Source organism: Mesorhizobium sp. M7A.F.Ca.CA.001.04.2.1, from assembly GCF_003998485.1.
GTDB classification, from domain to species: domain Bacteria; phylum Pseudomonadota; class Alphaproteobacteria; order Rhizobiales; family Rhizobiaceae; genus Mesorhizobium; species Mesorhizobium ciceri.
Genome location: NZ_RZQT01000003.1, coordinates 97,224 through 123,165, shown reverse-complemented (window position 1 = coordinate 123,165; position 25,942 = coordinate 97,224). Strand labels below are relative to the sequence as shown.

22 protein-coding genes are annotated in these 25,942 nt (G+C 64.1%); 15 read left to right on the top strand and 7 right to left on the bottom strand.

What is annotated here, in order from left to right:
• Positions 1-11 precede the first annotated feature (11 nt).
• The gene (locus EN955_RS02145; protein WP_013528167.1) at positions 12-686 is read right to left on the bottom strand and encodes a GntR family transcriptional regulator; all 675 of its coding nucleotides are present in this window, start codon (positions 684-686) and stop codon (positions 12-14) included.
• Positions 687-1,010: 324 nt separating this feature from the next.
• On the opposite strand from EN955_RS02145, the gene EN955_RS02140 reads away from it, so the two are divergent.
• The 15 genes from EN955_RS02140 to EN955_RS02070 all read left to right on the top strand — a co-directional run bounded on the left by EN955_RS02140 (position 1,011) and on the right by EN955_RS02070 (position 17,364).
• Positions 1,011-2,513 carry a sugar ABC transporter ATP-binding protein gene (locus tag EN955_RS02140; protein WP_024501885.1) on the top strand — a complete coding sequence of 501 codons (1,503 nt, stop codon included), beginning with the start codon at positions 1,011-1,013 and terminating at the stop codon, positions 2,511-2,513.
• Positions 2,510-3,508, top strand: a complete 999-nt coding sequence (locus tag EN955_RS02135) for an ABC transporter permease (protein WP_244506882.1) — start codon at positions 2,510-2,512, stop codon at positions 3,506-3,508. Before EN955_RS02140 ends, EN955_RS02135 begins: the two co-directional genes overlap by 4 nt.
• A complete protein-coding gene (locus tag EN955_RS02130) occupies positions 3,508-4,503 on the top strand; it encodes an ABC transporter permease (protein ID WP_024501883.1) in 996 nt (331 codons plus the stop codon). The genes EN955_RS02135 and EN955_RS02130 overlap by 1 nt, the downstream gene beginning before the upstream one ends.
• Before the next feature lie 14 nt (positions 4,504-4,517).
• Positions 4,518-5,456 carry a sugar ABC transporter substrate-binding protein gene (locus EN955_RS02125; protein ID WP_013528163.1) on the top strand — a complete coding sequence of 313 codons (939 nt, stop codon included), beginning with the start codon at positions 4,518-4,520 and terminating at the stop codon, positions 5,454-5,456.
• Positions 5,457-5,697: 241 nt separating this feature from the next.
• The gene (ssuD, locus tag EN955_RS02120) at positions 5,698-6,870 is read left to right on the top strand and encodes an FMNH2-dependent alkanesulfonate monooxygenase (RefSeq protein WP_024501882.1); all 1,173 of its coding nucleotides are present in this window, start codon (positions 5,698-5,700) and stop codon (positions 6,868-6,870) included.
• Entirely contained in the window at positions 6,867-8,327 is a 1,461-nt protein-coding gene (locus EN955_RS02115; RefSeq protein WP_024501881.1) for an FAD/NAD(P)-binding protein, read from the top strand. The genes ssuD and EN955_RS02115 overlap by 4 nt, the downstream gene beginning before the upstream one ends.
• Before the next feature lie 160 nt (positions 8,328-8,487).
• Positions 8,488-9,588: a dimethylsulfone monooxygenase SfnG gene (gene sfnG, locus EN955_RS02110; protein ID WP_013528160.1), complete on the top strand. Its 1,101-nt coding sequence runs from the start codon at positions 8,488-8,490 to the stop codon at positions 9,586-9,588.
• Between the two features lie 112 nt (positions 9,589-9,700).
• Positions 9,701-10,636, top strand: coding sequence for an ABC transporter ATP-binding protein (locus EN955_RS02105; RefSeq protein ID WP_024501880.1), 936 nt, complete (start codon positions 9,701-9,703; stop codon positions 10,634-10,636).
• Positions 10,633-11,532: a branched-chain amino acid ABC transporter permease gene (locus EN955_RS02100; protein WP_032898718.1), complete on the top strand. Its 900-nt coding sequence runs from the start codon at positions 10,633-10,635 to the stop codon at positions 11,530-11,532. The genes EN955_RS02105 and EN955_RS02100 overlap by 4 nt, the downstream gene beginning before the upstream one ends.
• A gap of 3 nt (positions 11,533-11,535) precedes the next feature.
• Positions 11,536-12,576, top strand: coding sequence for a branched-chain amino acid ABC transporter permease (locus tag EN955_RS02095; RefSeq protein ID WP_024501878.1), 1,041 nt, complete (start codon positions 11,536-11,538; stop codon positions 12,574-12,576).
• Between the two features lie 64 nt (positions 12,577-12,640).
• Positions 12,641-13,978, top strand: coding sequence for an ABC transporter substrate-binding protein (locus EN955_RS02090; protein ID WP_024501877.1), 1,338 nt, complete (start codon positions 12,641-12,643; stop codon positions 13,976-13,978).
• Between the two features lie 79 nt (positions 13,979-14,057).
• Complete coding sequence (locus EN955_RS02085; protein WP_024501876.1) at positions 14,058-14,864, top strand: ABC transporter ATP-binding protein; 807 nt, start codon at positions 14,058-14,060, stop codon at positions 14,862-14,864.
• A gap of 24 nt (positions 14,865-14,888) precedes the next feature.
• Entirely contained in the window at positions 14,889-16,136 is a 1,248-nt protein-coding gene (locus EN955_RS02080) for an SfnB family sulfur acquisition oxidoreductase (RefSeq protein WP_024501875.1), read from the top strand.
• A gap of 63 nt (positions 16,137-16,199) precedes the next feature.
• Positions 16,200-16,760: an FMN reductase gene (gene msuE / locus EN955_RS02075; RefSeq protein WP_024501874.1), complete on the top strand. Its 561-nt coding sequence runs from the start codon at positions 16,200-16,202 to the stop codon at positions 16,758-16,760.
• Between the two features lie 118 nt (positions 16,761-16,878).
• A complete protein-coding gene (locus EN955_RS02070) occupies positions 16,879-17,364 on the top strand; it encodes a hypothetical protein (protein WP_024501873.1) in 486 nt (161 codons plus the stop codon).
• Positions 17,365-17,378: 14 nt separating this feature from the next.
• Here EN955_RS02070 and EN955_RS02065 read toward each other — a convergent pair whose 3' ends face one another.
• From EN955_RS02065 to EN955_RS02040, 6 genes are all read right to left on the bottom strand, one after another.
• Complete coding sequence (locus tag EN955_RS02065) at positions 17,379-17,918, bottom strand: hypothetical protein (RefSeq protein WP_024501872.1); 540 nt, start codon at positions 17,916-17,918, stop codon at positions 17,379-17,381.
• Positions 17,911-20,787, bottom strand: coding sequence for a sarcosine oxidase subunit alpha family protein (locus EN955_RS02060; RefSeq protein ID WP_024501871.1), 2,877 nt, complete (start codon positions 20,785-20,787; stop codon positions 17,911-17,913). The genes EN955_RS02065 and EN955_RS02060 overlap by 8 nt, the downstream gene beginning before the upstream one ends.
• Positions 20,784-21,050: a sarcosine oxidase subunit delta gene (locus tag EN955_RS02055; RefSeq protein WP_024501870.1), complete on the bottom strand. Its 267-nt coding sequence runs from the start codon at positions 21,048-21,050 to the stop codon at positions 20,784-20,786. The genes EN955_RS02060 and EN955_RS02055 overlap by 4 nt, the downstream gene beginning before the upstream one ends.
• Before the next feature lie 70 nt (positions 21,051-21,120).
• A complete protein-coding gene (locus EN955_RS02050) occupies positions 21,121-22,374 on the bottom strand; it encodes a sarcosine oxidase subunit beta family protein (protein WP_024501869.1) in 1,254 nt (417 codons plus the stop codon).
• A 40-nt stretch (positions 22,375-22,414) separates the two neighbouring features.
• The gene (locus EN955_RS02045; protein ID WP_024501868.1) at positions 22,415-24,868 is read right to left on the bottom strand and encodes an FAD-dependent oxidoreductase; all 2,454 of its coding nucleotides are present in this window, start codon (positions 24,866-24,868) and stop codon (positions 22,415-22,417) included.
• Between the two features lie 210 nt (positions 24,869-25,078).
• Positions 25,079-25,738, bottom strand: a complete 660-nt coding sequence (locus EN955_RS02040; protein WP_024501867.1) for a TetR/AcrR family transcriptional regulator — start codon at positions 25,736-25,738, stop codon at positions 25,079-25,081.
• Between the last annotated feature and the right edge of the window lie 204 nt (positions 25,739-25,942).

The following is a 25,942-nucleotide window of genomic DNA, read 5'->3' as shown; positions in this document are numbered from 1 at the left end:
CTCGCGGGGCTTCAGCCGAGAAGGTCGGCGGCGACTTCGAGCGTGTTGCGGAACGACGTCTCGAGATGATGTTCCATGGCCCGTGCCGCACCCTCGGCGTCGTGGCGCTTCAGCGCGTCGAAAATGGCCTCGTGCTGCTCGATCGTCTGTTCGCCATAACCCGGTCTTGGGATAGCGAGATAGCGCCCGCGATCCATCTGTGCCTTCGAGATGTCGACGGCTCTCCAGATCATCGGCAGGCCGCAGATCTCGGCTATGGTGCGGTGGAAGACATCGTCGAGTTGTATCGCGGTGGCATATCTGCCGCGGGATATGGCAAGCCGGTGCGCCGCCATGTTGTCTTCCAGCAATTCGCTGGCTGCCGCTGTGAACTTGGCGGCCGCGCGTCGGGCGCTTTCCATCTCCAGTGCCCGCCGGATGACATAGGCTTCTTCCAGGTCGGCCCGGCTGATCGGAGCAACATAGGTGCCGGTCTGCGCCAGGATCTTGACCAGGCCCTCGTCGCTGATGCGCTTGACCGCTTCGCGAACGGGGGTGCGAGACACCCCCAGGGCCTCCGCGATGGCGACCTCGTTGATGACCTCTCCCGGCTTCAACTGCCCGACGACGATCAGGTTGCGGATCTTGTGGTAGATCTGATCGCGGAGCGGAAGAGCCCGATTGAGCGTCGAAGGATCCAGGTCCATTGCAAATCCGTGTCTTCGTTCACCAGAAATGGCCAGATAATACTAGAATGTCAATTGGAACGCATCCAATACAAGCGTGGGGGTCGGTGACGCACGACGTCATGACGACCCGCCGGAATCCAGCTTGCCAGAACTGTTATATTAGTGCAATAGTGAGGATGAACGATGGAAAATTCAGTCCGGGACTGAGGCCTGGATCTTCAACAGCGCAGGCCATTCAAGCTTGTTCGAAGAAGCCCGAACTGCGTTTGCAGCGCTATTATACTAACATATCGAAGGCCGATGTAGCGCACCGGCCGGCCGCCAGGAGGAACCTAGCCAGATATGACCGTCGCCGCCGATTGCGCCTTGGATATGCGAGGCATCAGCAAGAACTTTCCAGGCGTGAAGGCTCTGTCCAACGTCAATTTTGCCGTGAAATTCGGCACCGTTCATGCGGTCGTGGGTGAGAACGGCGCCGGCAAATCGACGCTCATGAAGATCCTCAACGGATCCTACGCGCCCACCAGCGGCACGATCAAAGTCGGTGGCGCCGAGGTGCGCATGCGCCGGCCCGCCGACGCCCAGGCGCTCGGCATCCGCATGGTGCACCAGGAAATCAATCTGGTCCCCGACCTGACCGTCGCCGAGAACGTCTATCTCGGCCGCATGCCCGGCAAATGGACCTTTCTGCGCAAGCGCGAGATGGTCAGGGCGGCGGCTGCCGTCCTCGACGAGCTCGGAGCGGCCATCAATCCGCGTGAACGGCTCGGCAACCTTTCTATCAGCCAGCAGCAGCTCGTCGAGATCGCCAAGGCCTATGCGGCGCAGCCGAGGATCATAGTGCTGGACGAGCCGACATCCAGCCTCAGCGAGCATGAGACGGCGGCGCTGTTCCGGATCCTGCGCAAGATGCTCGATGACGGCATCGCCATCGTCTACATCAGCCATCGGCTGAAGGAGGTGCTCGAAATCGCCGATGAGGTGACGGTGCTGCGCGATGGCTCAATGATCGAGACGCGTCCGATCAAGGGCATAAAGGCTGCCGATATGATCAGGCTGATGGTCGGTCGCGAAGTTAGCAATGTCTTCCCGAAAAGTCCGGCCGCGATCGGCAAGTCCGTGTTGCGCGTGGAGCATATCAGCGACGGACAGCGCTTCCGCGATGTCAGCTTCGATGTGCGCGCCGGCGAGATACTGGGCTTGACCGGCTTGGTGGGCGCTGGCCGCACCGAGGTTGCCCGCGCAATCTTCGGCCTGTCGCGGCTTGTCGAGGGCACGGTCAGCGTCAACGGACGCGAGGTCTCGATCAACTCGCCATCCCAGGCGGTCAGGGCAGGCATTGCCTATGTTCCGGAAGATCGCAAGGGCGATGGCGTCGTGCCTGGAATGTCGGTCCGGGAAAACATCAGCCTGCCCATCCTGCGCCGCCTGACCCGTTTCGGACGCATCAGCCGCAGCGCCGATCGCGCGCTTGCCCGGGATTCGGTCAAGCAGTTTTCGATTTCACCGCCCGACGGCGAACGGCGCATCAGCCTTCTGTCGGGCGGCAACCAGCAGAAGGCGGTCATCGCCAAATGGCTTGCCGCCAAACCTTCGGCCTTGATCCTCGACGAGCCGACGCGGGGCGTCGACGTCGGCGCCAAGGCCGAGATCCACCACATCATCGGCCAACTCGTCGCCGGCGGCATGGCGGTCGTGATGATCTCGTCGGAACTGCCCGAAATCCTCGGAGTCTGCGACCGCGTGGTGGTGATGCGCGATGGCTATGCCTCCGAGCCTCTCTTGCGCAGCGAATTGAGCGAGGAGCGCATCATGGCGCTGGCCACCGGGGAGGAGATGGCTTGAGCGAAGCGGCCATGGAGATCGGTGGCGTGAACCGCAACGACCGCTTTACGCGTGGCAGCAGGCTTGTCGATGTCCTGTCGAAGGCGGGGCTCGCCTTCGCCATCGTCGCCGTGATGCTTTACGGCTCCCTCGTCAGCCCCGCCTTCTTCACGTCAGGCAATTTGCTCAACGTCCTGACTTCGATGTCCATCGTCGGCATCGTCGTCGTCGGCATGACCTTCGTGCTCGTGGTCGGCGGCCTGGCCGACCTGTCGGTGCCGGCCACCATCGCCTGCGGCGCCATCCTGTCGCTCGGGCTGCAGCCGATGATCGGGCCGCTGCCGGCGTTCCTGCTGGCGGTGGGTCTCGCGGGCCTCATAGGCCTGCTCAACGGGGGCCTGGTCGGATATGTCGGCATCAATCCCATCATTGCCACGCTCGGCGTTGGCACGATCGGACTGGGCATTGTCCAGGCGGCTGTCGGCGGGGTCATCGTCTATGGCAGCAATCCCGCCTCAGCCGAATTCGCCAAGGGCCGGCTGTTCGGCATTCCGGTCGTGGTGTTGATCTTCCTGGTCATCGCCCTTGTCGGCCATTTCGTCCTGTCCCGCTCCTTCTGGGGCAGATGGACGCTCGCCACCGGCGGCAATTACAGCGCCGCCGAGGCTAGTGCGGTTCCGGTGCGGGCCGTGAAGGCTGGCGCCTTCGTGATCACCGCACTGGCTTCCGGCATCAGCGGCGGCCTGCTCGGGCTGACGCTGCAGAGCGCGCGGCCGCTCATCGGCGGCGGCTACGAATTCAGCGCCATCACGGCGGTGGTGGTCGGCGGCGTGTCGATCGTCGGCGGCTTCGGATCGGTGCCGCGGGCCATTGCCGGCCTCATCTTCGTGCAACTGCTGACCAACGTCATGGTGCTCGACGGTGTGCGCACGCCAATCCAGGGTTTCGTGCTCGGCATCCTGATCGTCGGTGCCGTCGGCATGGATGCGGCGCTGCGCAAGCGGGGCGTGGCGTGATGCGTTTTCTTTCGCTTGTCTCGCAGCATCGCGTCGTCATCATTCTCGGCCTGACGCTCGTCATTTCCGCGCTGTTGGTTCCTGGCTACCTCTCGGCATCGACCCTCGGCCTCGGTCTCGACCGGGCGGCGACGATCGGCCTGATCGCGGTCGGCCTGACGGTGCTTTTGATATCGGGCCAGATCGACCTCTCCGGTGGCGCGGTGTTTGCCCTGGCCGGCATCGTATCGGTCATCCTGCAGCGAGAGATTGGCATCCTGCCTGCCGCGATCGCCGGCATCCTGGTCGGTACCCTGGCAGGCGCCATCAACGGCATGCTGGTCGTCGGCCTGAAGGTGAATTCGCTCGTGCTGACGCTCGCGACGATGCTGATCTTCCGCTCACTCGCGCACTGGATCACCAACAGCCAGCCGGTGACCGGAACCGACATCATGCTCTCCCTGGCGCTGGCCAAGATCTATCTCGATGTCTTCACCCTCCGCAGCGTGCTGTTCATCGCCCTGATCGTGCTGCTGCATTTCTGGCTGACGCGCACCATACCTGGGCGCAACGTCTTTGCGGTGGGGTCCAACCCGGCGGCTGTCAAGGAAAGCGGTATCGCCTCGGACCGTATCGTCTTTCTCGGCTTTGTCTTTGCCGGCACGCTTGCCGGCCTGGCGGGGGTTCTCCAGAGCCTCGTCACCAACACCGGCTCGCCTGTCTTCGGCTCGGAACTGACGGTCGCCGTCATTGCCGCGGTCGTTGTCGGCGGGACTCGTCTCGAAGGCGGCAAGGGATCCGCGCTCGGCACGCTCGGCGGCGTGCTGACGATCGGCTCGCTGACCATCGCGATGGAGTTCCAGTCCGTTCCCGCATACGTCCAGCAGGTCGTGTCCGGGCTTATCCTGATCCTGCTCGTCGTGCTCGATCGGGCCGTTACCACCAAGGGGAGGGCTCCGGGCACGCGCCCGGCGCTCGTTCGCGACAATCCAATCACTCAAGGAGGAACCACATGATTGGGAGGAAACACATGATTGGCAAGAAAAGCATGCTTCACGTCGCCGCCATGGCGGCTGTGCTGGCATCGACGGGCTGGGCCAGCGCCAAGACGGTCTGCTACGTGACGGCAGCGGATTCGCATGCCTACGCGACGCCGGCCAACAAGGCGCTTCAGGCGCGCGCTGCGGAACTCGGCATCGAGATCCTGAGCCTCAGCCAGGATTTTGATGTCCAGAAAGGCACCGAGCAGCTCAACACCTGCGTTGCGCGCAAGGTCGATGGCATCATCCTGTGGCCGCTCGACCCGCAGGCATACATACCGGGGCTGGCGCGCGCGCAGCAGGCGAACATTCCGGCGATCCTCATCAATTCGCCGATGAGCGACGATGCCAAGCCGTTCATCAAGTCGTTCACCGGGCCTGATGTCTATGAGGAAGGCAAGCTGGCGGCGGACTCGCTGAGCAAGGCGCTGGGCGGCAAGGGCTCCGTCGTCATCATCGCCGGCCAGGCCGGCAACGGCACCACGATCGGCCGCGTCAGCGGATTTACCGACCGTCTCAAGGAAACCAATGCCGAGATCAACGTGCTCGACACGGTCAACGCCGACTTCGACCAGCAAAAGGCGCTGGTGGTGAGCCGCGATCTGATCACACGCTTCGGCGACCAGATCAGCGGTGTCTACGCCAATGACGACACGATGGCTCGCGGCTTCATCGACGCATGGAAAGAGGCGAACCCCTCCAAGGCCGCACCGCCGATCGTCGGCATCAATGGCCAGAAGGATGCGTTCGAATCGATCCGCACCAATGAGATGTACTCGACCATCGTCCAGTCGCCCGTCGAGGATGGCCGCCTGGCGATCAACACGATGGCCGAGATCATCGAGGGCAAGGAGGTCAAGGACCGGCTGCCGATCCCGCTGACAGTCGTCACCAAGGACAACGTCAACGCGGTCGAACCAGCGTTCTGATGCAGGAAGGCCGGCCCGCTGCACTCGGGTCGGCCTCGCCGCCGACTTCTTGGGGAGAGAAATTCTAATAGCGGCAACGGAATTGGAATAAACTAACTCTACAGAGTTTGTGGAATAAGCAATCTGCACTGGCGATCTGGTTTCCACCCGGACAGGACCACGCCATGCCTACCTTTTTGCGCTCGCCGTCAACCAAAGCAGGCATCTCCGGCCGCCTCCGTCAGGCGACGGGAGACAGGCCATGAGCAAGCACATTCCAGACCGTATCAAGGTGCTCTGGTTTCTGCCGACGCATGGCGACAGCCGCTATCTCGGCACGGCCGAGGGCGGCAGATCGGTCGATCTGCCCTATCTGACGCAAGTGGCGAAGGCGGCCGACACGCTCGGCTACTATGGCGTGCTGTTGCCGACCGGCCGCTCGTGCGAGGATTCCTGGGTGATCGCATCGGCTCTTGTGCCGATGACCGAACGCTTGCGTTTCCTTGTCGCCGTGCGGCCCGGTTTGCAGTCGCCGACGCTGGCCGCGCGCATGACTGCGACGCTGGACCGCATCTCCAATGGCCGCCTGCTGATCAACGTCGTCACCGGCGGCGATCCGCTGGAGAACAAGGGCGACGGCATTTTCCTGTCGCATGCCGAACGCTATGAGGTGACGCAGGAGTTCCTGCGCATATACAAGCGGGTGCTGAGCGGCGAGACGGTCGAGCATGACGGCAAGCATTTCCACATCGAGGACGGAAGGCTGCTGTTTCCGCCGGTGCAGACGCCTTACCCGCCGCTGTATTTCGGCGGTTCGTCCGATGCCGGGTCGACGGTGGCGGCGCAGGAGATCGACAAATATTTGACCTGGGGCGAGCCGCCTGCCGATGTCGGGCGCAAGCTGGACAGGGTGCGTGAACTGGCGCAGAAGGCCGGCCGCAAGCTCTCTTTCGGCATTAGGCTGCATGTCATCGCCCGCGAAACCACCGAGGAGGCCTGGGCCGCTGCCGACAGGCTGATCAGCCGCCTCGACGACACGACGATCGCCTCGGCCCAAAAAGTCTTTGCGCGCATGGATTCGGTCGGGCAGGCGCGGATGAGCGCATTGCATGGCGGCGATCGTGCCAAGCTCGAGATCGCGCCCAATTTGTGGGCAGGCGTCGGCCTGGTGCGCGGCGGTGCCGGTACTGCCCTTGTCGGCGACCCCGACACGATCGCCGAGCGTATCGACGAGTACCGGCGCCTCGGCATCGATACCTTCATCCTGTCCGGCTATCCGCATCTGGAAGAAGCCTATCGCTTCGGCGAACTGGTGCTGCCGAAACTGCCGACCGACCATCCGGTCAAAGCCGCCGGCTCGTCCGTCAACACCGGTCCGTTCGGCGAGACCATCGCCGGCGACCACCGGCCGAAATCGCTCGCCAGCGCCTCGTGAACGCGCTCCCTCCGGCCCGCCGGTTGCGCGTCGCCATCCTTGGCGGCGGCTTTTCCGGCGCGGCGGTGGCCTGGCATCTGGCGCGGGCACCTCAATCGGAGTGCCTGTCGATTTCCGTCATCGAGCCGCGACCAGCGCTCGGCGGCGGCCTGGCCTATTCCAGCGAGGAACCGTCGAACCGGGTCAATGTCCCCGCAGCCAGGATGAGCATGGCTCCCGATGATCCGCAGCATTTTGCACGCTGGTTGGCTGGCAGCGGAGAACTCGAACACGACCCGGATGCCATCTGGAAGAACGGCGACGCTTTTCCGCGCCGTCGCGTGTTCGGCCGCTACGTCGCCGAGCATCTGGCGCCGTATCTCGGTTCCGGCCTTGTCCATCATGTCGAAGGTTCCGCCACACGCGTGACACGCGATGCCAGTGGCGCGGGCTGGACCGTGCACACCTCTGCCGGACCGGTCGTCGCCGATATCCTCGTCCTGGCAGCGACGCATCCGCGGCCCGGAATTCCCAACGCGCTGGCCTCGCTGACGGAAGCGCCAGGTTTCGTCGCCGATCCGTACGCTTCCGCCGCGCTTTCAGGGATCGGGCCGGAGGCGTCGGTGCTGATCGTCGGCTCCGGGTTGACCTCGGCCGACATGGTCGCCGAACTTGACCGCCGTGGCCATCGCGGCCGTATCCTCGCGCTGTCGCGCCGCGGCCTGCGCTCGCGCGGCCACCCGGATATCAGGGGCGAGCCTTTTGGCGACTTTGCATCCGCGCCGGCCACGACGGCGCTCGGCCTGCTCAAGACCATTCGCGCGACGCTGGCGGCCGCGCGCGCCGCCAATGTCAACTGGCAGTCGGTCTTCGATCAGCTGCGCCTCCAGGGGCCGGTGCTGTGGGCTGCACTTGCGCCGCCGGAGCGGGCAAGGCTGGTGCGCCAGCTGCGCGTGTTCTGGGACGTGCATCGTTTCAGGATCGCGCCGCAGGTCGCCGCGGTGCTCGACCGGCGTCATGCCGCCGGTACAGTCGACACCATTGCCGCCAGGCTTGTCGCGTCGAACGACGAGGACGGCAGCCTGGCTGTCAGCTTTCAACGGCGCGGGCAGACCCGGATCGAGACGATGCGCTTCGCTGCCGTCATCAACACCACCGGTCCGGCCCATGGGCAGGCGCTGCAGCTGAACCCGGCGCTAAGCTCGCTGGCGGAAGCCGGCTTGATCAGGACGGACCAATATGGGCTTGGCATCGAGACAGGTCTCGACAGCCGCGCGATCGGCCGGGACGGCGCGGCGGTCGCGACACTCCTGGTCGCCGGCCCGCTGGCACGAGGGACTTTCGGCGAGCTCATGGGTCTGCCGGAAGTCGCCCGCCATGCCCAGGCGGTCGCGGTTGAAATTGCCAGGCTGCTGGTAACGCTGCCGTCAGCGCAGGCCATTGGCGTCAATGCCGCGCACCGTCCACGCGTGGGCTGACACCTGCGGGCCGGGTTCGGCAGCGAAATTGGTATTTCCGTCCCAAGAGCGCCCCAAAAACGGAAAATCCTTCTTTGTATATAAATTCTATAAACATAATAAATATCCAAGCCGGCGCGACCGGAGCGATCAACGACACGGCCTGAATGGGAGACAGTTCATGGCACATGCAGAAGCCGATCCGATCAAATTCGCCTACTGGGTGCCGAATGTTTCGGGCGGCCTGGTGATTTCCAACATCGAGCAGCGCACCAACCATTCTGCCGAGTACAATCGCAAGCTGGCGCAGATCGCCGAGAAGGCCGGCTTCGATTACGCGCTCAGCCAGATACGTTTCACCGCCGGCTACGGCGCCGACGAACAGCATGAATCGGTGGCGTTCAGCCATGATCTGCTGGCGGCGACCACGACGCTCAAGGTCATCGCGGCGATCCTGCCAGGACCATGGAACCCGGCGCTGGCGGCCAAGCAGATCGCCACCATCAGCTACCTGACCAACGGCCGCGTCGCGATCAACCTTGTCTCCGGCTGGTTCCGCGGCGAGTTCCATGCCATCGGCGAGCATTGGCTCGACCATGACGAGCGCTACCGCCGCTCGGAGGAATTCATCCGTGCGCTGCGCGGAATATGGACTGAAGACAGCTTCACCTTCCGTGGCGATTTCTACCGCTTCAATGAGTATTCGCTGAAGCCGAAACCGCCGCAAGTACCCGAAATCTTCCAGGGCGGCTCGTCGCGCGCCGCGCGCGACATGGCATCGCGCGTCTCGGACTGGTACTTCACCAACGGCAACACGCCGGCCGAGATCGCCAAGCAGGTCGATGATATCAGAGTCAAGGCGAAGGCCAATAACCATTCCGTCAAAGTTGGCGTCAACGCCTTCGCGGTCGTTCGCGAGACCGAGGACGAGGCCAGGGCGGTGCTCGCCGAAATCATCGCCGAGGCCAATCCCGACGCGGTCAATGCTTTTGGCCATGAGGTCAAGAATGCCGGCAAGGCCTCGCCGGAAGGTGAGGGCAATTGGGCGAAATCATCCTTCGACGATCTGGTCCAGTACAATGACGGCTTCCGCTCGAACCTGATCGGCACCCCCAGGCAGGTCGCTCAACGCGTCGTCGACCTGAAGCGCGCGGGTGCGGATCTCATCCTGCTCGGTTTCCTGCACTTCCAGGAAGAGGTCGAGTATTTCGGCAAGCATGTCATCCCGCTCGTTCGCGAACTGGAAGACGCCGAGGCGGCGGCGTCGCTGGCGGCGGAATAGTCACCCCACAGGCACGCCGGACACGCGCCGGCCTGCACACATGGAGCTTGCCCGGCGCGCTGATCCGTCGGGCGGCAACAGGATTTTGCGCGCCTAATCGAGGACGATTGGAATGCCGTTGCCCAGTTATACGCTCGGAGTGATGGAGGCTTCCGCCTATGCACCGGAGGTCTTTGCGCGCGGCCTGCCGTCAGGCCCACGGCCGGAGCAGTCGTTCGAAGATGTCGCCAAGCCGGCAGGGGCCGTTGCCGGCGATGCCTCAGCATTGCTTTCGCTTCAGGGCATCAGCCTGTCCTTTGGCGGCGTCGTGGCACTGGCCGATATCGACCTATCGGTCCGCCAAGGCGAGATCCGTGCCATCATCGGCCCGAACGGCGCCGGCAAGAGTTCGCTGATCAACGTCATCAGCGGCGTCTACCGGCCGGATCGCGGCCATGTCCGGCTCGACGGTACCTCCTATGCCCAGGTCCCGACGCAGCGGCTGGCCCATCTCGGCGTCGCCAGAACCTTCCAGAATCTCGCACTGTTCAAGGGCCTAAGCGTCCTCGACAATGTCGCCTCTGGCCTCGCCTACAAGGTTCGCTCCAACTTTGCCGGCCAGGTGCTCGGCATCGGCCGCTCGCGTGGCGAGCAGCGCGATTCACGCAGCCGTGCCGAACAGATCCTTGAATTCCTCCATCTCACCGCCATTCGCGACCGTCTTGTCGGCACCTTGCCTTACGGCCTGCAGAAGCGTGTCGAACTGGCCCGCGCGCTGGTGGCCGAGCCGCGCCTGCTTTTGCTGGACGAGCCGATGGCCGGCATGACAGCGAGCGAAAAGAGCGAGATGGCGTCTTTCGTCCGTGCCGCGCGCGATCGTTTCGCCACCACCGCGGTGTTGATCGAGCACGATGTCGGCGTCGTCATGGGTCTGTCCGATCGCATCGCCGTTCTCGACTACGGCCGCAAGATCGCCGACGCCACGCCCGATGAAGTCAGGAACGACCAACGCGTCATCGATGCCTATCTCGGCGTCGCCTCGGACAATGAGGACGGGGCAGGCATATGATCGCCGATTTCGACTACCAATTCTTCATCGAAGTGCTCGTCGGCGGCCTGCTCTCAGGCGTCATGTATTCGCTTGTCGCGATCGGCTTCGTGCTCATCTACAAGACCTCGGGCGTGCTCAATTTCGCGCAAGGCGCGATGCTGCTGTTTGCGGCACTCACCTTCGTCAGCCTCGTCGAGCGCGGTATTCCGTTCGCGCTGGCGCTGGCGGTCACCTTCGCCATCATGGTTGCGATGGGTGTCGCCATCGAGCGCACGGTGCTGCGGCCACTGACCAACAAGCCGCCGATCACACTGTTCATGGCGACGCTCGGCCTGTCCTACATCATCGAGGGCGCCGCCCAGCTGATCTGGGGCACGCAGGTCCATGGCCTCGATCTCGGCATCGAGGACGTGCCGCTGGAAATCGGCGGCGTGCTGATCAGCCAGTTCGACATTTTTGCCGCGGTGGTTGCCGCCGGCATGGTCCTCCTGCTGTCGCTGTTCTTCCGCTACACCCGCATCGGCCTCTCCTTCCGCGCCGTTGCCGATGATCAGTTCGCGGCCCTCGCGGTCGGCCTCAGGCTGCCCTTGATCTGGGCCACCGTGTGGGCTGCCGCCGGCCTTGTCGCCCTGGTGGCGGGACTGCTCTGGGGCGCACGCCTCGGCGTGCAGTTCTCGCTGTCGCTGGTGGTGCTCAAGGCGCTGCCGGTGCTGGTGCTCGGCGGCTTCGATTCCATCCTCGGCGCCATCGTCGGCGGGCTTCTGATCGGCGCCAGTGAGAAGCTCGCCGAGGTCTATATCGGCGATTATTTCGGCGGCGGCATCGAGAGCTGGTTTGCCTATGTCGTCGCGCTCGTCTTCCTGCTGATCCGCCCTTCCGGCCTGTTCGGCCAGAAGCTCGTTGAGAGGATCTGAACGATGACCGCGATAACAAGCGATTTCGTCGCCGCGCCGGTGCTGCCGAAATGGGTCGTACCGGTCCTGCTGCTCGCCTTCGCCTATGGTGTCGTGCCGCTGATCGGCTCAAGCTATCTGTTAGAGGCCATCCTGCTGCCGTTCCTGGCGCTCAGCCTCGCCGGCGTGGGCTTGAACATTCTCACCGGCTATGCCGGCCAGGTCTCGCTGGGCAGTGCCGCCTTCATGGCGGCGGGCGCCTTCGCCGCCTATAATTTCAACCTGCGCGTCGAGGGCCTGCCGCTGATCGGCAGCATCTTCCTGGCCGGCATCGTCGCCGCCGCGATCGGCATCGTTTTCGGCCTGCCCAGCCTGCGGCTGAGGGGTTTTTATCTCGCAGTATCGACGCTTGCCGCGCAGTTCTTCGTGCAATGGGCGCTGACCAAGTTCAGCTGGTTCTCCAACAACTCGGCGTCAGGCGTCATCGACGCGCCGAGACTGTCGATTTCAGGTTTCGCGCTCGACGGCGCCATCGGTCGCTATCTCTTCGCGCTGACAATCGTCACTGTGCTGACCTTCCTTGCCTACAGGCTGGTCTCGTCGCAGACCGGTCGCAACTTCATCGCCATCCGCGACAATGAAACCGCCGCCCGCATCATCGGCATTCCGGTGCTGAGGACCAAGCTGCTGGCCTTCGCCATCTCGTCCTTCATCATCGGCGTCGCAGGCGTCATCTGGGCCTTCGCCTATCTGAGGACCGTCGAGCCGGACGGCTTCGATCTCGATCGGTCGTTCCAGATCCTGTTCATCATCATCATCGGCGGGCTGGCTTCGATCCGCGGCGCGTTTTTCGGCGCCGCCCTCATCGTGGTTTTCCCGCTCGCTCTGTCGCGCCTCGGCGGCTTCCTGTTCGGCGATCTCTTCGATTCGGGCGTGCTCGACATGAGCCAGCGCATCGTTCTGGGCGCGCTCATCATCCTGTTTCTGATCCTTGAACCCGACGGGCTGGTGGCGCTGTGGGACAGGGTCCGAAGACGGCTCCTGTTCGCCTGGCAGTCGACCTGAGCTGACGCATCCGAAAATGAACAAGGGGCCGAACAAGACGGCCCATACCGGGAGTACCTCGACCATGACTTTCCTCAGCACAATCAAGGCGGCGGCGTTGTCCGCGGCGATGATCGTGTCGGTGGCCTTGCCCGCCGCGCACGCCGACGAACAATATTTTCCGCTGCAGAGCTATCGCGTCGGGCCTTACGCGGCCGGCGGCACCGGCTTCTTCGGCGGCTTCATCGACTATCTCAACCTCACCAACATCCGTGACGGCGGCGTCAACGGCGTCAAGCTGACCTGGGACGAATGCGAGACCCAGTACGAGGTCGAGCGCGGCGTCGAATGCTATGAGCGGCAGAAGAGCCATGCCGGCGCCGCTGCCTGGAACCCGCTCTCGGTCGGCATCGCCTATGCCATGATTGACCGCATCACCGCCGACAAGGTGCCGCTGATCACCGTCAACCACGGCCGCACCGATTCCACCGACGGGCGTGTCTTCCCCTACGTCTTCCCGCTGCTGCTCAATCCCTACAGCGAGACATCAGGCATCGTGAACTACATCGCCTCCAAGGAAGGCGGCATCGACAAGCTGAAGGGCAAGAAGATCGTCGTGCTCTATCACGGCTCGCCCTACGGCAAGGAGACCATCCCGATCTATGAGCTGCTGGCGCAGAAATACGGCTTCACCGTGCAGCAGATCGAGGTGCCGCATCCCGGCAACGAGCAGCAGTCGCAGTGGCTGACCATCCGCCGCGCCAAGCCGGATTTCGTCGTCCTGCGCGGCTGGGGTGTGATGAACCCGGTGGCGCTGAAGACGGCGGTCAAGGTCGGCTATCCCGTCGATCACATCGTCGGCAATGTCTGGTCGAATTCTGAAGAGGATGTCATCCCTGCCGGCGACGCCGCCAAGGGTTACACCGCCATCACCACGCAGGCTTCCGGCAACTCCTACCCGGTGGTTCAGGAGATCGTGAAGACGGTCTACGGCGCCGGCAAGGGTAACCTTGAAGACAAGGCGCGCATCGGCTCGGTCTACCACAATCTCGGCATCGTCAACGGCATCCTCAATGTCGAGGCGATCCGGATCGCGCAGGAGAAGTTCGGCCACCGCACGCTGACCGGCGACGAGGTCCGCTGGGGCTTCGAGCATCTCAAGCTTGATCCGGCCAAGGTCGAGGCGCTCGGCGCCAAGGACCTGTTCCACTCGATCAATGTCAGCTGGGACAACCATGAAGGCGAAGGCTACGTGACCTTCCAGCAGTGGGACGGCAAGAAGTGGAACGTCGTCTCCGACTGGATCGCGCCGGACTGGGCGCTGCTGCGGCCAATCATCGAGAAGTCCGCCGAGGCCTACGCCGCCGAGAAGGGCATCAAGCTGCGCACCGCCGACGATGCCAATGCTGTGACCACCAACTGATCAGTCAGTGCCGGGCGTCGCGGACCAAGTTTCCGTGGCGCCCGACCTGTTCGGTTTTCGAACCGCGAAAGAACAGCCTATGCCGAACGATGACGTCATTCTTGCTGTGGACACGGTCCATGCCACCTACAACCACGCCATCACGGCGCTGCATGGCGTCAGTTTCGAGCTCAGGCGCGGCCAGATACTGGCATTGCTCGGTGCCAATGGCGCTGGCAAGACCACGACGCTGAAGGCCGTCTCCAACCTGCTGCCGGCCGAACGCGGCCAGGTCAATGCCGGCACCATCCGCTATGACGGCTCGGATGTCTCGCGCCGCAAACCGGGTGATCTGGTGCGCGCCGGGCTGGTTCAGGTGCTGGAAGGCCGCCACTGCTTCAAAAGCCTCACCGTCGAGGAGAATCTGATCGCCGGCGGCATCGGCCGCAGCGGCAGCCGCGCCGAGATCAACGGGGATCTCGAACGGATCTACGGCTATTTCCCGAGGCTTCGGGAAAAACGCCGGACATTGTCCGGCCTGACCTCCGGCGGCGAACAGCAGATGACCGCCATCGGCAGGGCGCTGATGTCGCGGCCGCGGCTGCTCGTCCTGGACGAACCGTCGATGGGGCTCGCGCCAATCATCGTCCAGGACATCTTCCAGAGCTTGAAAAAACTCAACCGCGAGACTGGCCTATCCATCCTGGTCGCCGAGCAGAACTCCGCAGTGGCGCTGCGATATGCCGACCATGCCACGGTGCTGGAGAACGGCGTTTCCGTTCTCGCCGGCGCGGCCCCCGAGCTTCGCCAGCGCGAGGACATCAGGGCCTTCTATCTCGGTCAATCGAACCCCGGGCAACAGGCGTCACCCGCCACCAAGCCCGCCCATCTCCACGCCGTTGCCTGAATCGAAATCCCAAGGAGCAGTGAAATGACCGTTTCGACCGTCAAGACCGACAAGGCTTCCGCCGCCGTGCCGCCAGTCGCAAGGCCGACCGCCCCGGCGCACATCATCAAGGACGACGCCGAGGCGATTGCGGTTGCCCATGCGCTCGCCGCCGAATTCGTTAAGAACTCCTCCCGGCGCGACCGTGAACGGATCTGGCCGGTCGCCGAACTCGATGCCTTTTCGCAAAGCGGCCTGTGGTCGATCAATGTACCCAAGGCATTCGGTGGGCCGGAGGTGTCCTATGCGACGCTGGCGAAGGTGATCGAGATCATCTCGGCGGCGGATTCCTCGATCGGCCAGGTTGCGCAGAACCATCTCGGCGTCGTCGCTGCCATCCGCACCGTCTCCGACGCGGACCAGCAGAAGCTGCTGTTCGCCGAAGCGCTGAAGGGCACCCGGTTCGGCAACGCCTTTTCCGAGTTCGGCTCCAAGCGCGCCGCCGATTTTGAGACCCGCTTCACCGATGCCGGCGATCATGTGGTCGTCAACGGCCGGAAATTCTATTCGTCCGGCGCGCTGCTCGCCCATCTGGTGCCGATCGTGGCGCTCGATGACGAGGGCCGCGCCTGGTATGCGATCGCCGACCGCGGCGCACCCGGCCTGACCGTCATCGACGACTGGTCGAGCTTCGGCCAGCGCACTACCCTGTCCGGCACCGTCATCATCGACAACGTCAAGGTGCCGAAGACGCATCTGGTACCCGGCTACAAGGGCTACGACAAACCGACCGCCGACGGCGCCATCTTCCAGATCATCCAGGTGGCCGTGGACACCGGCATCGCCCAGGCGGCGATCGACGAGACGGTCGATTTCGTCAGGACCAAAAGCCGCGCCTGGATCGACAGCGGCGTCGACAACGCCTGGGACGATCCCTACACCATTCAGGCCATCGGCGACCTGACGCTGCGCCTGCACGCGGCGCAGGCGCTGCTCGAAAAGGCCGGTCATGCAATCGACCGGGCAGTGGCCGAGCCGACAGCCGAGACGGTGGCGCACGCCCAGATCGTCACTGCTGAAGCCAAGATATTGTCGACAGAGATCGCCATCGCCGCCACCAACAAGCTGTTCGAACTGGCAGGGACCCGCTCAACCCTGGCCGAGCACAATCTCGACCGGCATTGGCGCAACGCGCGCACGCACACGCTGCACGATCCGGTGCGCTGGAAATACTCGATCCTCGGCAAATATTTCCTCAACGGCGAAAATCCGCCGCTGCACGCCTGGAGCTGATTTCCCACCGGCGGGCTGGCGGCCCGCCACGTCAAACCTTCGACCATCCAAGAGGCCACTGCCATGTCAAATCCAACAGTCGTCGGCTTTTCCGGCAACATCACCAGGCCGTCAAAGACGCGCGCCTTCGTCGATCTGATCGCCAGGGACATCGCCGCCAGCCACGGCCTATCGGCGAGCACCTATGATATCGAGGATCTCGGGCCGTCGCTGGGAACGGCGAAATGGGCCCGCGATCTCGACGGCCAGGCGCACGCGATCCTGGAACAAATCCTCGCCGCCGACGTGCTTGTCGTGGGCTCGCCGACCTACAAGGGCAGCTATACCGGCCTTTTCAAGCATTTCTTCGACCTGATCGATCCGGCGGCATTGCGGGGAAAGCCCATCGTGCTGACGGCGACCGGCGGTGGCGAGCGCCATGCCTTGATCGTCGAGCATCAGCTGCGGCCGCTGTTCGGCTTCTTCGAGGCCTTTGCGCTGCCCACCGCCGTCTACGCCACCGACAAGGATTTCACCGACGGCGTGCTGCGCTCCGAGGCGATCCTTAAGCGTGCGGCGCAGGCGGTCGACGAGGTCGGCTTTGTGCTGGCCAATCGTTCGGCAGGCCGGATCGCCGCTGAATAGCCTGTCGTCAGCCAGATTGAACTGAACGAAATCCGTGAGGGCAGCGCCCCCGCTTACGCGCAATTTACGACCGACCGCTAAAACCGTTCCTGTCTGATTCGTCTGGGACAGGAACGTCATGAGCAAAGCCCTCACATCCTTCGCATTGGTCGCCGTGCTGACCGCCTTGCTCATGGCGTTGAGCCTGGCTGTCGCCAGGCACGGCTATCCCTATGGCGCGATCGGCGTCAGGCGCCTTGACGGCATTGCCGACGCCGGCGTGTTCATCCCGATTGCCGCCGTCTATTTCTTCAGCGCGATGCTGATGATGATCCTGCCGATAAGGGCGGCCGGTATCGTCCTGACCCATGCCGCCGATGCCCTTTTCTGGACCGTGATCGCACTGTTTGCGACCATCGTCGGCTGTCTGGTCGCCAGATGGGCGTTCGGGCAGGGCAGCGCCGTGTGGACATTGCTGAACTGGCGGTTCCTGTTTGCCGCGGCGATCGCCGGTTGTCACTTCGTCATGAACGAGCTGCGCCGCAACGTGCTGCTGCGCAGCCTGTTCTTCGCCGTCTTTGCCGCCGCGACGCTGGCCTGCCTGTTCTGGTCGTTCACACTCTGACCAGCCGTAACCGGCTACTTCGCTGATCCTGCGGCGATGTTGCCGGCGGCAATTTCCATCCATGTCCAGAGATAGGCGGCAAGACCGCGATCGACATGGATGCGCAGCTTGGCGTCATGGCGATAGACGACGGCGCTGATGTCGGCGAAGGACAGCGCTGCACTGGCGCTCGCTTGGCTGGGATCGAGCGTCGTTCCACGCGCGATGAAAGCGTCGAGCGCCGTGCCCTCGGCCTCGAACATTTGCAACCCGGCGCTGATCGCCGTCACCGCGAACCCGTCTATGTGCCAGCCCGAGGCGATGGCAAGCGGGCTGTTCGAGACGACGAGCAGCCGGTCGCGCGCCAGTCGCGCCGCATAGCGGTCACCTTGTGCGGTGTCAAAGGCTCCGACTCCGTTCCCGTCGGCGCTCGAAGCCCGCGCCCACGCGTCGAGGTCGCCGCTGACCAGCAACTGGTTGAGGCCGCAGACCGCGCGTACCACAAGGCCGGGCACCTTGATCACCGCCGATTGCCAGTCCGGTGCAACGGACCATTTTTCCGCGAGATCACGCATGCAGCCGGTCTCCTGCCGGGTCGAAGGCGCAAGGGGCGGTAATTGTCGCCTTGCTGATCTTGCCGAGATACTGGATGTCGATCGTCTCGCCGTGCCGCGTCTCGCCGCGCTCTATCAGCCCAAGCGCAACCGGGCGGCCAAGCGTCGGGCTCTGGTAGCTCGAGGTGACAAAGCCCTGGCTGCGCAATCTGCCGTCGATCCGTTTGATGCCATGCGCGCCGGTCGGCAGCGGTGCTTCGCCTTGCGGCACCGCCAGCCCGACAAGCTGCATGCGATTGTCACGCGACGCCTCCTCGGTGAACAATGAGCGGCGGCCGACGAACTCGGTCTTGCGTTTCGCCCGCGGACCGTGGACGCCGAGATCATGCGGCAATGTGGTGCCGTCGGTGTCCTTGCCGATGACGATAAAACCCTTTTCGGCACGCAGGATCATCAGCGCCTCCAGGCCGATGACGATGGCGTCGAGCGCCTGGCCGGCCTCGCGCAGATGCGCCCATAGCGGCTCGGCGTGGTCGGCCCGGATCGAAATCTCGTAGCTCCTGTCGCCGGTGAAACTGACGCGGGCGATGCGGACTTCGTCGCCGGCATAAGTGCCATGACCGATCGCCATGTGCGGCAGGTCGGCATCGTCGAGCGAGAGGCCAAGATGCAGCTTTTCCAGCAGCTTGCGGGCATTTGGCCCCGAAACGGTCAGTGTCGCCATGTCCGGTGTGGCGTTGTGGATGTAGACGGCGCCGCGGCCAAAACGGTCCTGGCGCCATTCCTCCAGCCGCGCATGGACGGCGGCGACATGCGAGGACGAGCACGACACGACGAAGCGATGCTCGTCCAGCCGCACCAGCACGCCGTCGTCGAAGACCACGCCGTTCTCAGACAGCATGAAGCCATAGCGGCAGCGGCCCGGTTTCAATGTTGACATGGTGTTGTAGTAGAGGAAATCGACGAACGCCGCCGCCTGCGGCCCGATCACCTCGATCTTGCCGAGCGTCGAACCATCGAACAGCGCAACCGACTGGCGCGCACGTCGCGCCTCGTCCGCGATCGAACGTTCCGCGTCCGCGTTGCCGCCATAGTGGGCAGGCCGCAGCCAGCCGCCATATTCCTGGAAGACAGCGCCGCTGGCGCGATGGACGTTTTCGAGCGGCAGCCGCCGTACCGGCGCCATCAATTCACCGACGCGCGCGCCGGCAAAGCTTGCCAGCGGCACCGGCGTGAACGGCGGCCGGTAGGTGGTGGTGCCGACCTCCGGCACCGTGCGGCCGGTAATCCCTGCCATCAGCGCCAGCCCGGGCAGGTTGGAGGTCTTGCCCTGGTCGGTCGCCATGCCGAGCGTGGTGTAGCGCTTCAGATGTTCGACCGAGACGAAGTTTTCGCGTGCGGCCAGCTCGACGTCCTTCACCGTCACGTCGTTCTGGTAGTCGATCCAGATGCGGCCTTTCGAGCCCGGCATCGGCCAGGCCGGGAGAATGCCGTCCGTCGCCTCCGGCCCGGTGCTGCGTGGTGTTGCCGCGTTCTCCTTGCCGGCGAATGCCTTTTCCACGCCGGCAAACACCTCCGACAAGGAGACCGCGCCGGCTGCGGCGCCGACCACGGCGATACCGCCGACCGGTTCGCCCGGCAGGAAGGCCGCGCGCGCATCGCTCCAGGCGAGCTTGCCCTTGGCCTGGCCGAAGAGATGAATGGTCGGCGTCCAGCCGCCCGAGACCACAACGCAATCGGCATCGAACCTCGTGCCGTCGTCGAGCGTCACCCCGTCGACGCGCAGCTTGCCGCTGGCGGATGCGAGAGAACGCCCCTTGATCAGCCGGACATTGGCCGCCGCCGCAGGCGTGCCGTCACGCCGGATATCGACAAGCCTGACTTCGGCGCCGACCTCGGCAAGCGCCCCCGCCACCTCATAGGCGCTGTCATTGTTGGTGGCGACGATGATGCGGCGGCCGACCAGCACAGCGTGGCGCCGGAGATAGGCGAACGCCGCATCCGCCGACATGATGCCCGGCAGATCGTTGTTGGCGAAAGGCAGCGGTCGCTCTATGGCGCCGGTCGCCAGCACGATCTGGCGCGGCCTGACGCGCCACAGCGTATCCGGCCGGCCGTCGAGATGACGCTGGTTCAGCCCGACCAGATTGTGGTCGTAAATGCCGAAGGCGGTGGTCGAAGGCAGGATGAGGTGACCGCCAGCCGCAAGCTCGGCAATCGTCTCCTTGACCCATACGGCCGCCGGCTTGCCGTCGATCTCCGCGGCACGATGGCCGAGCGATCCGCCGGGGCTCTGCTGGTCGTCGACCAGTGCGACGGTCAGGCCAGCACCGGACGCCAGTCTTGCCGCCGCCAGCCCTGCCGGCCCCGCGCCCACCACCAGCACGTCGCAATGATGGTTGATCTGGTCGGCCATGCCGGGCGAGGTCCAGTCAGCATCGACTGTGCCCAGCCCCGCCATGGCGCGGATGCGCGGCTCGAACCTGTGCCAGTCCGGCCACATGAAGGTCTTGTAGTAGAACGCGGCCGGGATGAAGCGCGCAAAACGGTCCAGGAAGGCGTTGCGGTCGGCCAGTGCGCTGGGCGCGGCGTTGACGCTTTTCGCCACCAGTCCGTCCCGCGCCGGCTCGGTCGTGGCGCGGGTGTTCGGCGTCGCCCGCGTGCCGCCGAGATCGACCAGCGCATTTGGCTCCTCGACGCCGGCGCCCCATATGCCGCGCGGCCGGTGATATTTGAAGCTGCGGCCGACGACCGCGACGTCACCCGCCAGCAGCGCCGAGGCGATGGTGTCGCCGGCAAAGCCTTGCACGATGGTGCCGTCGAAGCTGAAGCGGATCGGGCGCGAGCGGTCGATGGCGCTGCCGCCGGTGGCAAGACGTGAGGCGGTCACGCGGCATGCTCCCCATCGAGAGCGGCCGAAGACAGCACCTTGTGGGTGATGGTGTCCCGCTCCATGACGAAGAACTCGCCGCAAATCATGTGGACCCAGATCTCGCGCGCCGCGCCTTTCGGATTGGTGCGCAGATAGAGATAGTTTGCCCAGCGATCGATCTGCACGTCGGCGCCATCCGGCCTGATGTTGCCGGCATCGCCGCCATAGTGGAATTCGGTTTCGTCGCGCGGACCACAGAATGGGCAAGGAAAGAGCTGCATAGGATCCTCAATCTTCGTCTTTATGCATGTCGTTCTCCCAAAACCGCTGCGTACTTTTGGGCGACATGCATCAGTGCGCGATGCCGGAGCCGGCCGCTTCGTCGATCAGCCGCCCGCTGGCGAAGCGATCAAGGTCGAATGGACGGCTGATGTGGTTGTGTTCGCCAGTCGCCAGCAGGTTCGCCAGCAGCGTGCCGCCTGCGGGAATGGCCTTGAAGCCGCCCGTGCCCCAGCCGCAATTGAGGAACAGGCCGGGCAGCGACGAGGGGCCGATGATCGGCGAGGAGTCCGGCACGACATCGACGATCCCAGCCCATTGCCGCATCAGCTTGAGCTGGCCGAAGATCGGGAACATCTCCAAAAGGCCGGCGATCACCCCCTCCAGCGTCGGCAGATTGCCGCGCTGCGCGTAGGAGGGGATGCGGTCGAGCCCGCCGCCGATGACGATCTCGCCCTTGTCCGACTGGCTGACATAGACGCCGCAGCCGGGCGACAGCACCACCGTGTCGAGGATCGGCTTGACCGGCTCGGAAACGCAGGCCTGCAGCGCATAGGAATTGATCGGCAGGCGGAAGCCGGCCTTGGCCGCCAGCACCGAAGAATGCCCGGCCACCGCCATGCCGATACGCTCGGCACGGATCGCGCCACGCGAGGTCTGGACGCCACGGCAGCGGCCGCCCTCGATGATGAAATCGGTGATCTCGCAGTTCTGGATGATGTCGACGCCGAGTCGGCTTGCGGCCCGCGCATAGCCCCAGGCGACCGCGTCATGGCGTGCCGTTCCGGCCCTGCCTTGCCAGATACCGCCGAACACCGGGAAGCGTGCGTCCGGTGAAAAATTGTAGATCGGCGCCACCCGGCGCACATCGTCAGGCGAAAACAGCTCCGCATCGATGCCGTTGATCTGCATGGCGTTGACGGTGCGGGCGCCGATCTCCATCTCGCCGGTCGAGTGGCAGAGATTGACCATGCCGCGTTGCGACAGCATGACGTTGTAGTTGAGCTCTTTCGACAATTCCTCATAGAGCCGGTGCGCCAGCCCGTAGAGCTCGACGCTCTCCGGATAATAGTAGTTGGAGCGCACCACGGTGGTGTTGCGGCCGGTGTTGCCGCCGCCGATCCAGCCTTTTTCCAGCACCGCTACGCTGGTGATGTTGTGGTTCTTGGCCAGGTAATAGGCCGTTGCCAGCCCATGGCCGCCGCCACCGATGACGATCGCATCATAGGACAGTTTCGGCTCGGGCGAGCGCCACGCCGGTTGCCAGCCGGTTTGGCCGGCCAGGCCCTCCTTGAACAGCGAAAAGGCGGAATAGCGTGTGGTCATGACGTGCCGGACAGGCCTGATTTTCGGAAAGAAACGTGGATCATCGCATGGTCTTCCGCACCGCCGTCACCGGTTCGATCGGTCGTGCCCGCATCGCCTTGCCCAGCGGATCGTATGGCGACGAGGCGATGACGCGCGCACCTCTTTCGACGCCGACGATGTGGGTTGTCAACTGCGTATCGATATCAGCCACCTCGCGCTCGACCAGCGCCATGGCGAGGCTCTTGCCGACCGTATGGCCGTAGCCGCCCGAGGTGACGAAGCCAGCAAGCTTGCCTCTATACCAGACCGGCTCGTAACCGCTGGCATCGGCGTCCACCGCGTCGATTTCGAGCGTCACCAGCGTGCGCCTCGATGAAGCCTTCAGCTCCTTCCGGGCCGCCTCGCGGCCGATGAAATCGCCCTTGTCGAAAGCGATCCAGCGGTCCATCCCGGTCTCATCGGGCGTATAGTCCTGCGTGAACTCGCGCGACCAGATACCAAAGCTCTTTTCGAGCCGCAGCGAATTGACCGCGCCGAAGCCGTATTCGGTGACGCTCAGATCGCTGCCTGCGGCAAGCAGCGCGCGGCGCAGGCCCGCGTGCTCATTGGCCTGGCAATGGATCTCGTAGCCGAGTTCGCCGATGACCGAGAGCCGCCCGACCTTGGCCCGCACCAGCCCGACATCCAATGTCTTGCAGGCTAGAAAGCCAAAGGCCTCGTGCGAAACGTCCTGATGTGTGAGGCGCTCAAGCAGCATTCGCGCATTGGGACCAGCCAGCGAGAAACCGACGACCGCGTCTGAAATGTCGCGGACGGTGACGCCGTCGCTCATATGCTGCTCGAACCAGCGCATATGCCACTGCCGCAGATAGTAGGATCCCATGATCCACCAGGAGCCATCGCCCCAGTTGAAGACGGTGAGGTCGCCCTTGAGCTTGCCGTTTTCGCCGAGCATAGGCGCGAGCTTGGCGCGACCCGGCTTGGGCAGCGCACAGGCAAGCAACCGGTCGAGCCAAGCTTCCGCCTGCGGCCCGGCGATTTCGTAGCGCGAGAAGGCAGTGATATCGAGCAGACCGACGCCCTCGCGCACCTTGCGGCACTCCTGTGCGACGATGTCGAAGGCGTTGGAGCGCTTCAGCGTCGGTGTCTCGACGAAGCCATGCGGCGCGAAATAGAGCGGCACTTCCATGCCCCATGAATTGCCCCAGCGCGCGCCGGCGGCATCCATCGCGTCATGCGCGCCGGCTGTCTTCAAGGCCCGCCCCGCCGGCAACTGCTCGTTGGGATAGCTCATGACAAAGCGGCGCGAATAGAACTGCCCGGTGGTCTGCCTGATGTATTCGCGGTTGGAGGCGAAATCGCCATAGCGGGCGATGTCCATGCCGTAGACATCGGCTTCCGGCTCGCCATGGATCATCCATTCGGCAAGCGACTTGCCGACCCCGCCGCCTTGCAGGAAACCGGCCATGACGCCGCACGCCACCCAGTAGTTGGGAACCCCGCGCACCGGGCCGACCAGCGGATTGCCGTCCGGCGAGAAGGTGAAGGCGCCGTTCACCCAGCGCTTGATGCCGGCATTCTCCAGGCAGGGGTATCGGCTGAAGCCGAGGGCCAACTCGTCGGCGATGCGGTCGGTGTCTTCCTGGATCAGTTCAATGCCGTAATCCCACGGCGCCCCATCCATGTTCCAGTGCTTGTGGTTGATCTCGTAGATGCCGAGCAGCAGGCCCTTCTGTTCCTGGCGCATGTAGGTGAAGCCTTCGAGATCGACGATCAGCGGCAATTCCTTGTCCAGCGCCTGGATTTCGGGCAGCGCCTCGGTGACGAGATAATGGTGCTCCATCGGCGACACCGGCAGGTCGATGCCGGCCATCCGGCCGACCTGCTTGGCCCACAGCCCGCCGGCATTGACGACGTGTTCGGCAATGACCGTGCCCTTCTCGGTGACTACGTCCCAGCCGCCGTCCGCGCGGCGGTTGAGTGCCAGCACGCGGTTGTGCTCGATGATATCGGCGCCGCGCAGCCTGGCTGCCTTGGCATAGGCGTGCACGACGCCCGAGGGATCGATATGGCCTTCGCGCGCAGCATAGAGTCCACCCAGCATGCCGTCGGTGTTGAGGATCGGGCAGCGCTGCTTGATCTCATCGACTCCGACCAGGTGGACATCGTCGATGCCCATGGTCTGGAAGATGCGGTAGGAAGCCTTGAGCCATTCCCAGCGCTCCGGCGCGGAGGCGACCGAAATACCGCCGGTCATGTGCATGCCGATGCTCTGGCCCGATTCCTTCTCGACCTCGGAGAGCAGGTCGATCGTGTAGGCCTGCAGGGCGGCGATATTGGGATCGGCGTTCAGCGCATGGAACCCGCCGGCCGCATGCCAACTCGACCCTGCGGTCAGCACCTCGCGTTCGATCAGCGCGACGTCGCTCCAGCCGAACTTCGCCAGGTGATAGAGCACCGAGGCTCCAACCACGCCGCCGCCAATGACGATCGCCCGATATTGGGATTTCATCCTGTCGCACTCCACCCAGCCAGTGTGGCGTACCCTATCGGTATTGTACATATGTGTCTAGAGGTTGGCGGACAGCGGAATGAGCGCCCGTGCGCCGCTCTGCGCCGATACGGCAGAGGGCTCCTCTGCTGCTGTCGGCAGCAACCGTGCTTGCCATTGGGCCGATGCACGAAGCGAAATCGTCAGGCCGCGGCGACCGGGCGGGCCGTACTATCGGTTGCGCGAAAGCGTCTTCTCGACATAGCGCGAGAAGTCCTCGACATCCTCCGCCGGAGGCTCCTGGCCCGTGAAGCTGCGCAGATAACCGGCGACGTGAGGCAGGCGGCTGCTCATCGGCTCGTTGAGCTCAAGCGAGTAATAGCCGATCTGCATGAAATACAGCACGCGGGCCCGCACGAAGGCATCCTCCTCGTCGTAGCCGTGACGCATGAACATGTCGCGTATGGCGTTGACACGCTCCTCGTCGGCCTCGTCTAACGCGCGCCTGATGGCGGGCGAGCGACGGGCCCAGGCCCTGATCGCGAAATCCAGCTGGGGGTCGAACAGCCTTTCGTCCACCCAGCATTCGAAAATGCTCATCACCCCGCGTATGACGGTGGCGGAAGGCCGCCTGGCGCGTTCCACGATGAATTTGGTATTCGTCTGCCGCCAGTAATCCAGCAACTGGTCGAGCAGATCCTGCCGGCTCTTGAAATACCAGTAGAAGCTGGAGCGCGACACATCGAGCTTCTGGCCAAGCGTCAGCACGCGGACGCGTTCGACTCCGTCAGAGATCAACGTTTCAAGCGCAAGCTTCAGCCAGTCTTCGCGAGTGGCCTTGATGTTGCCGGTGGCGCCGGCGCGCTGAATCGTCGTTTCGAGAGCTGCCATCGACACGACGCATGACATGCTGCTTCAGGCAAATCAAGGCTATGGACATAAGTGTACAGGATGAATCGGCCCAAGCCGATTGATGCATGATGGAGGTTGGCTGCATCGAGGCTCGATGGGGAATCGTCGTCGCCCGCCATCGGCGCGGCGCAGGCACGGGGATTTTTGTCGCGGCTGGCGGTTCACTGTTTGCTTTCCCGCGAG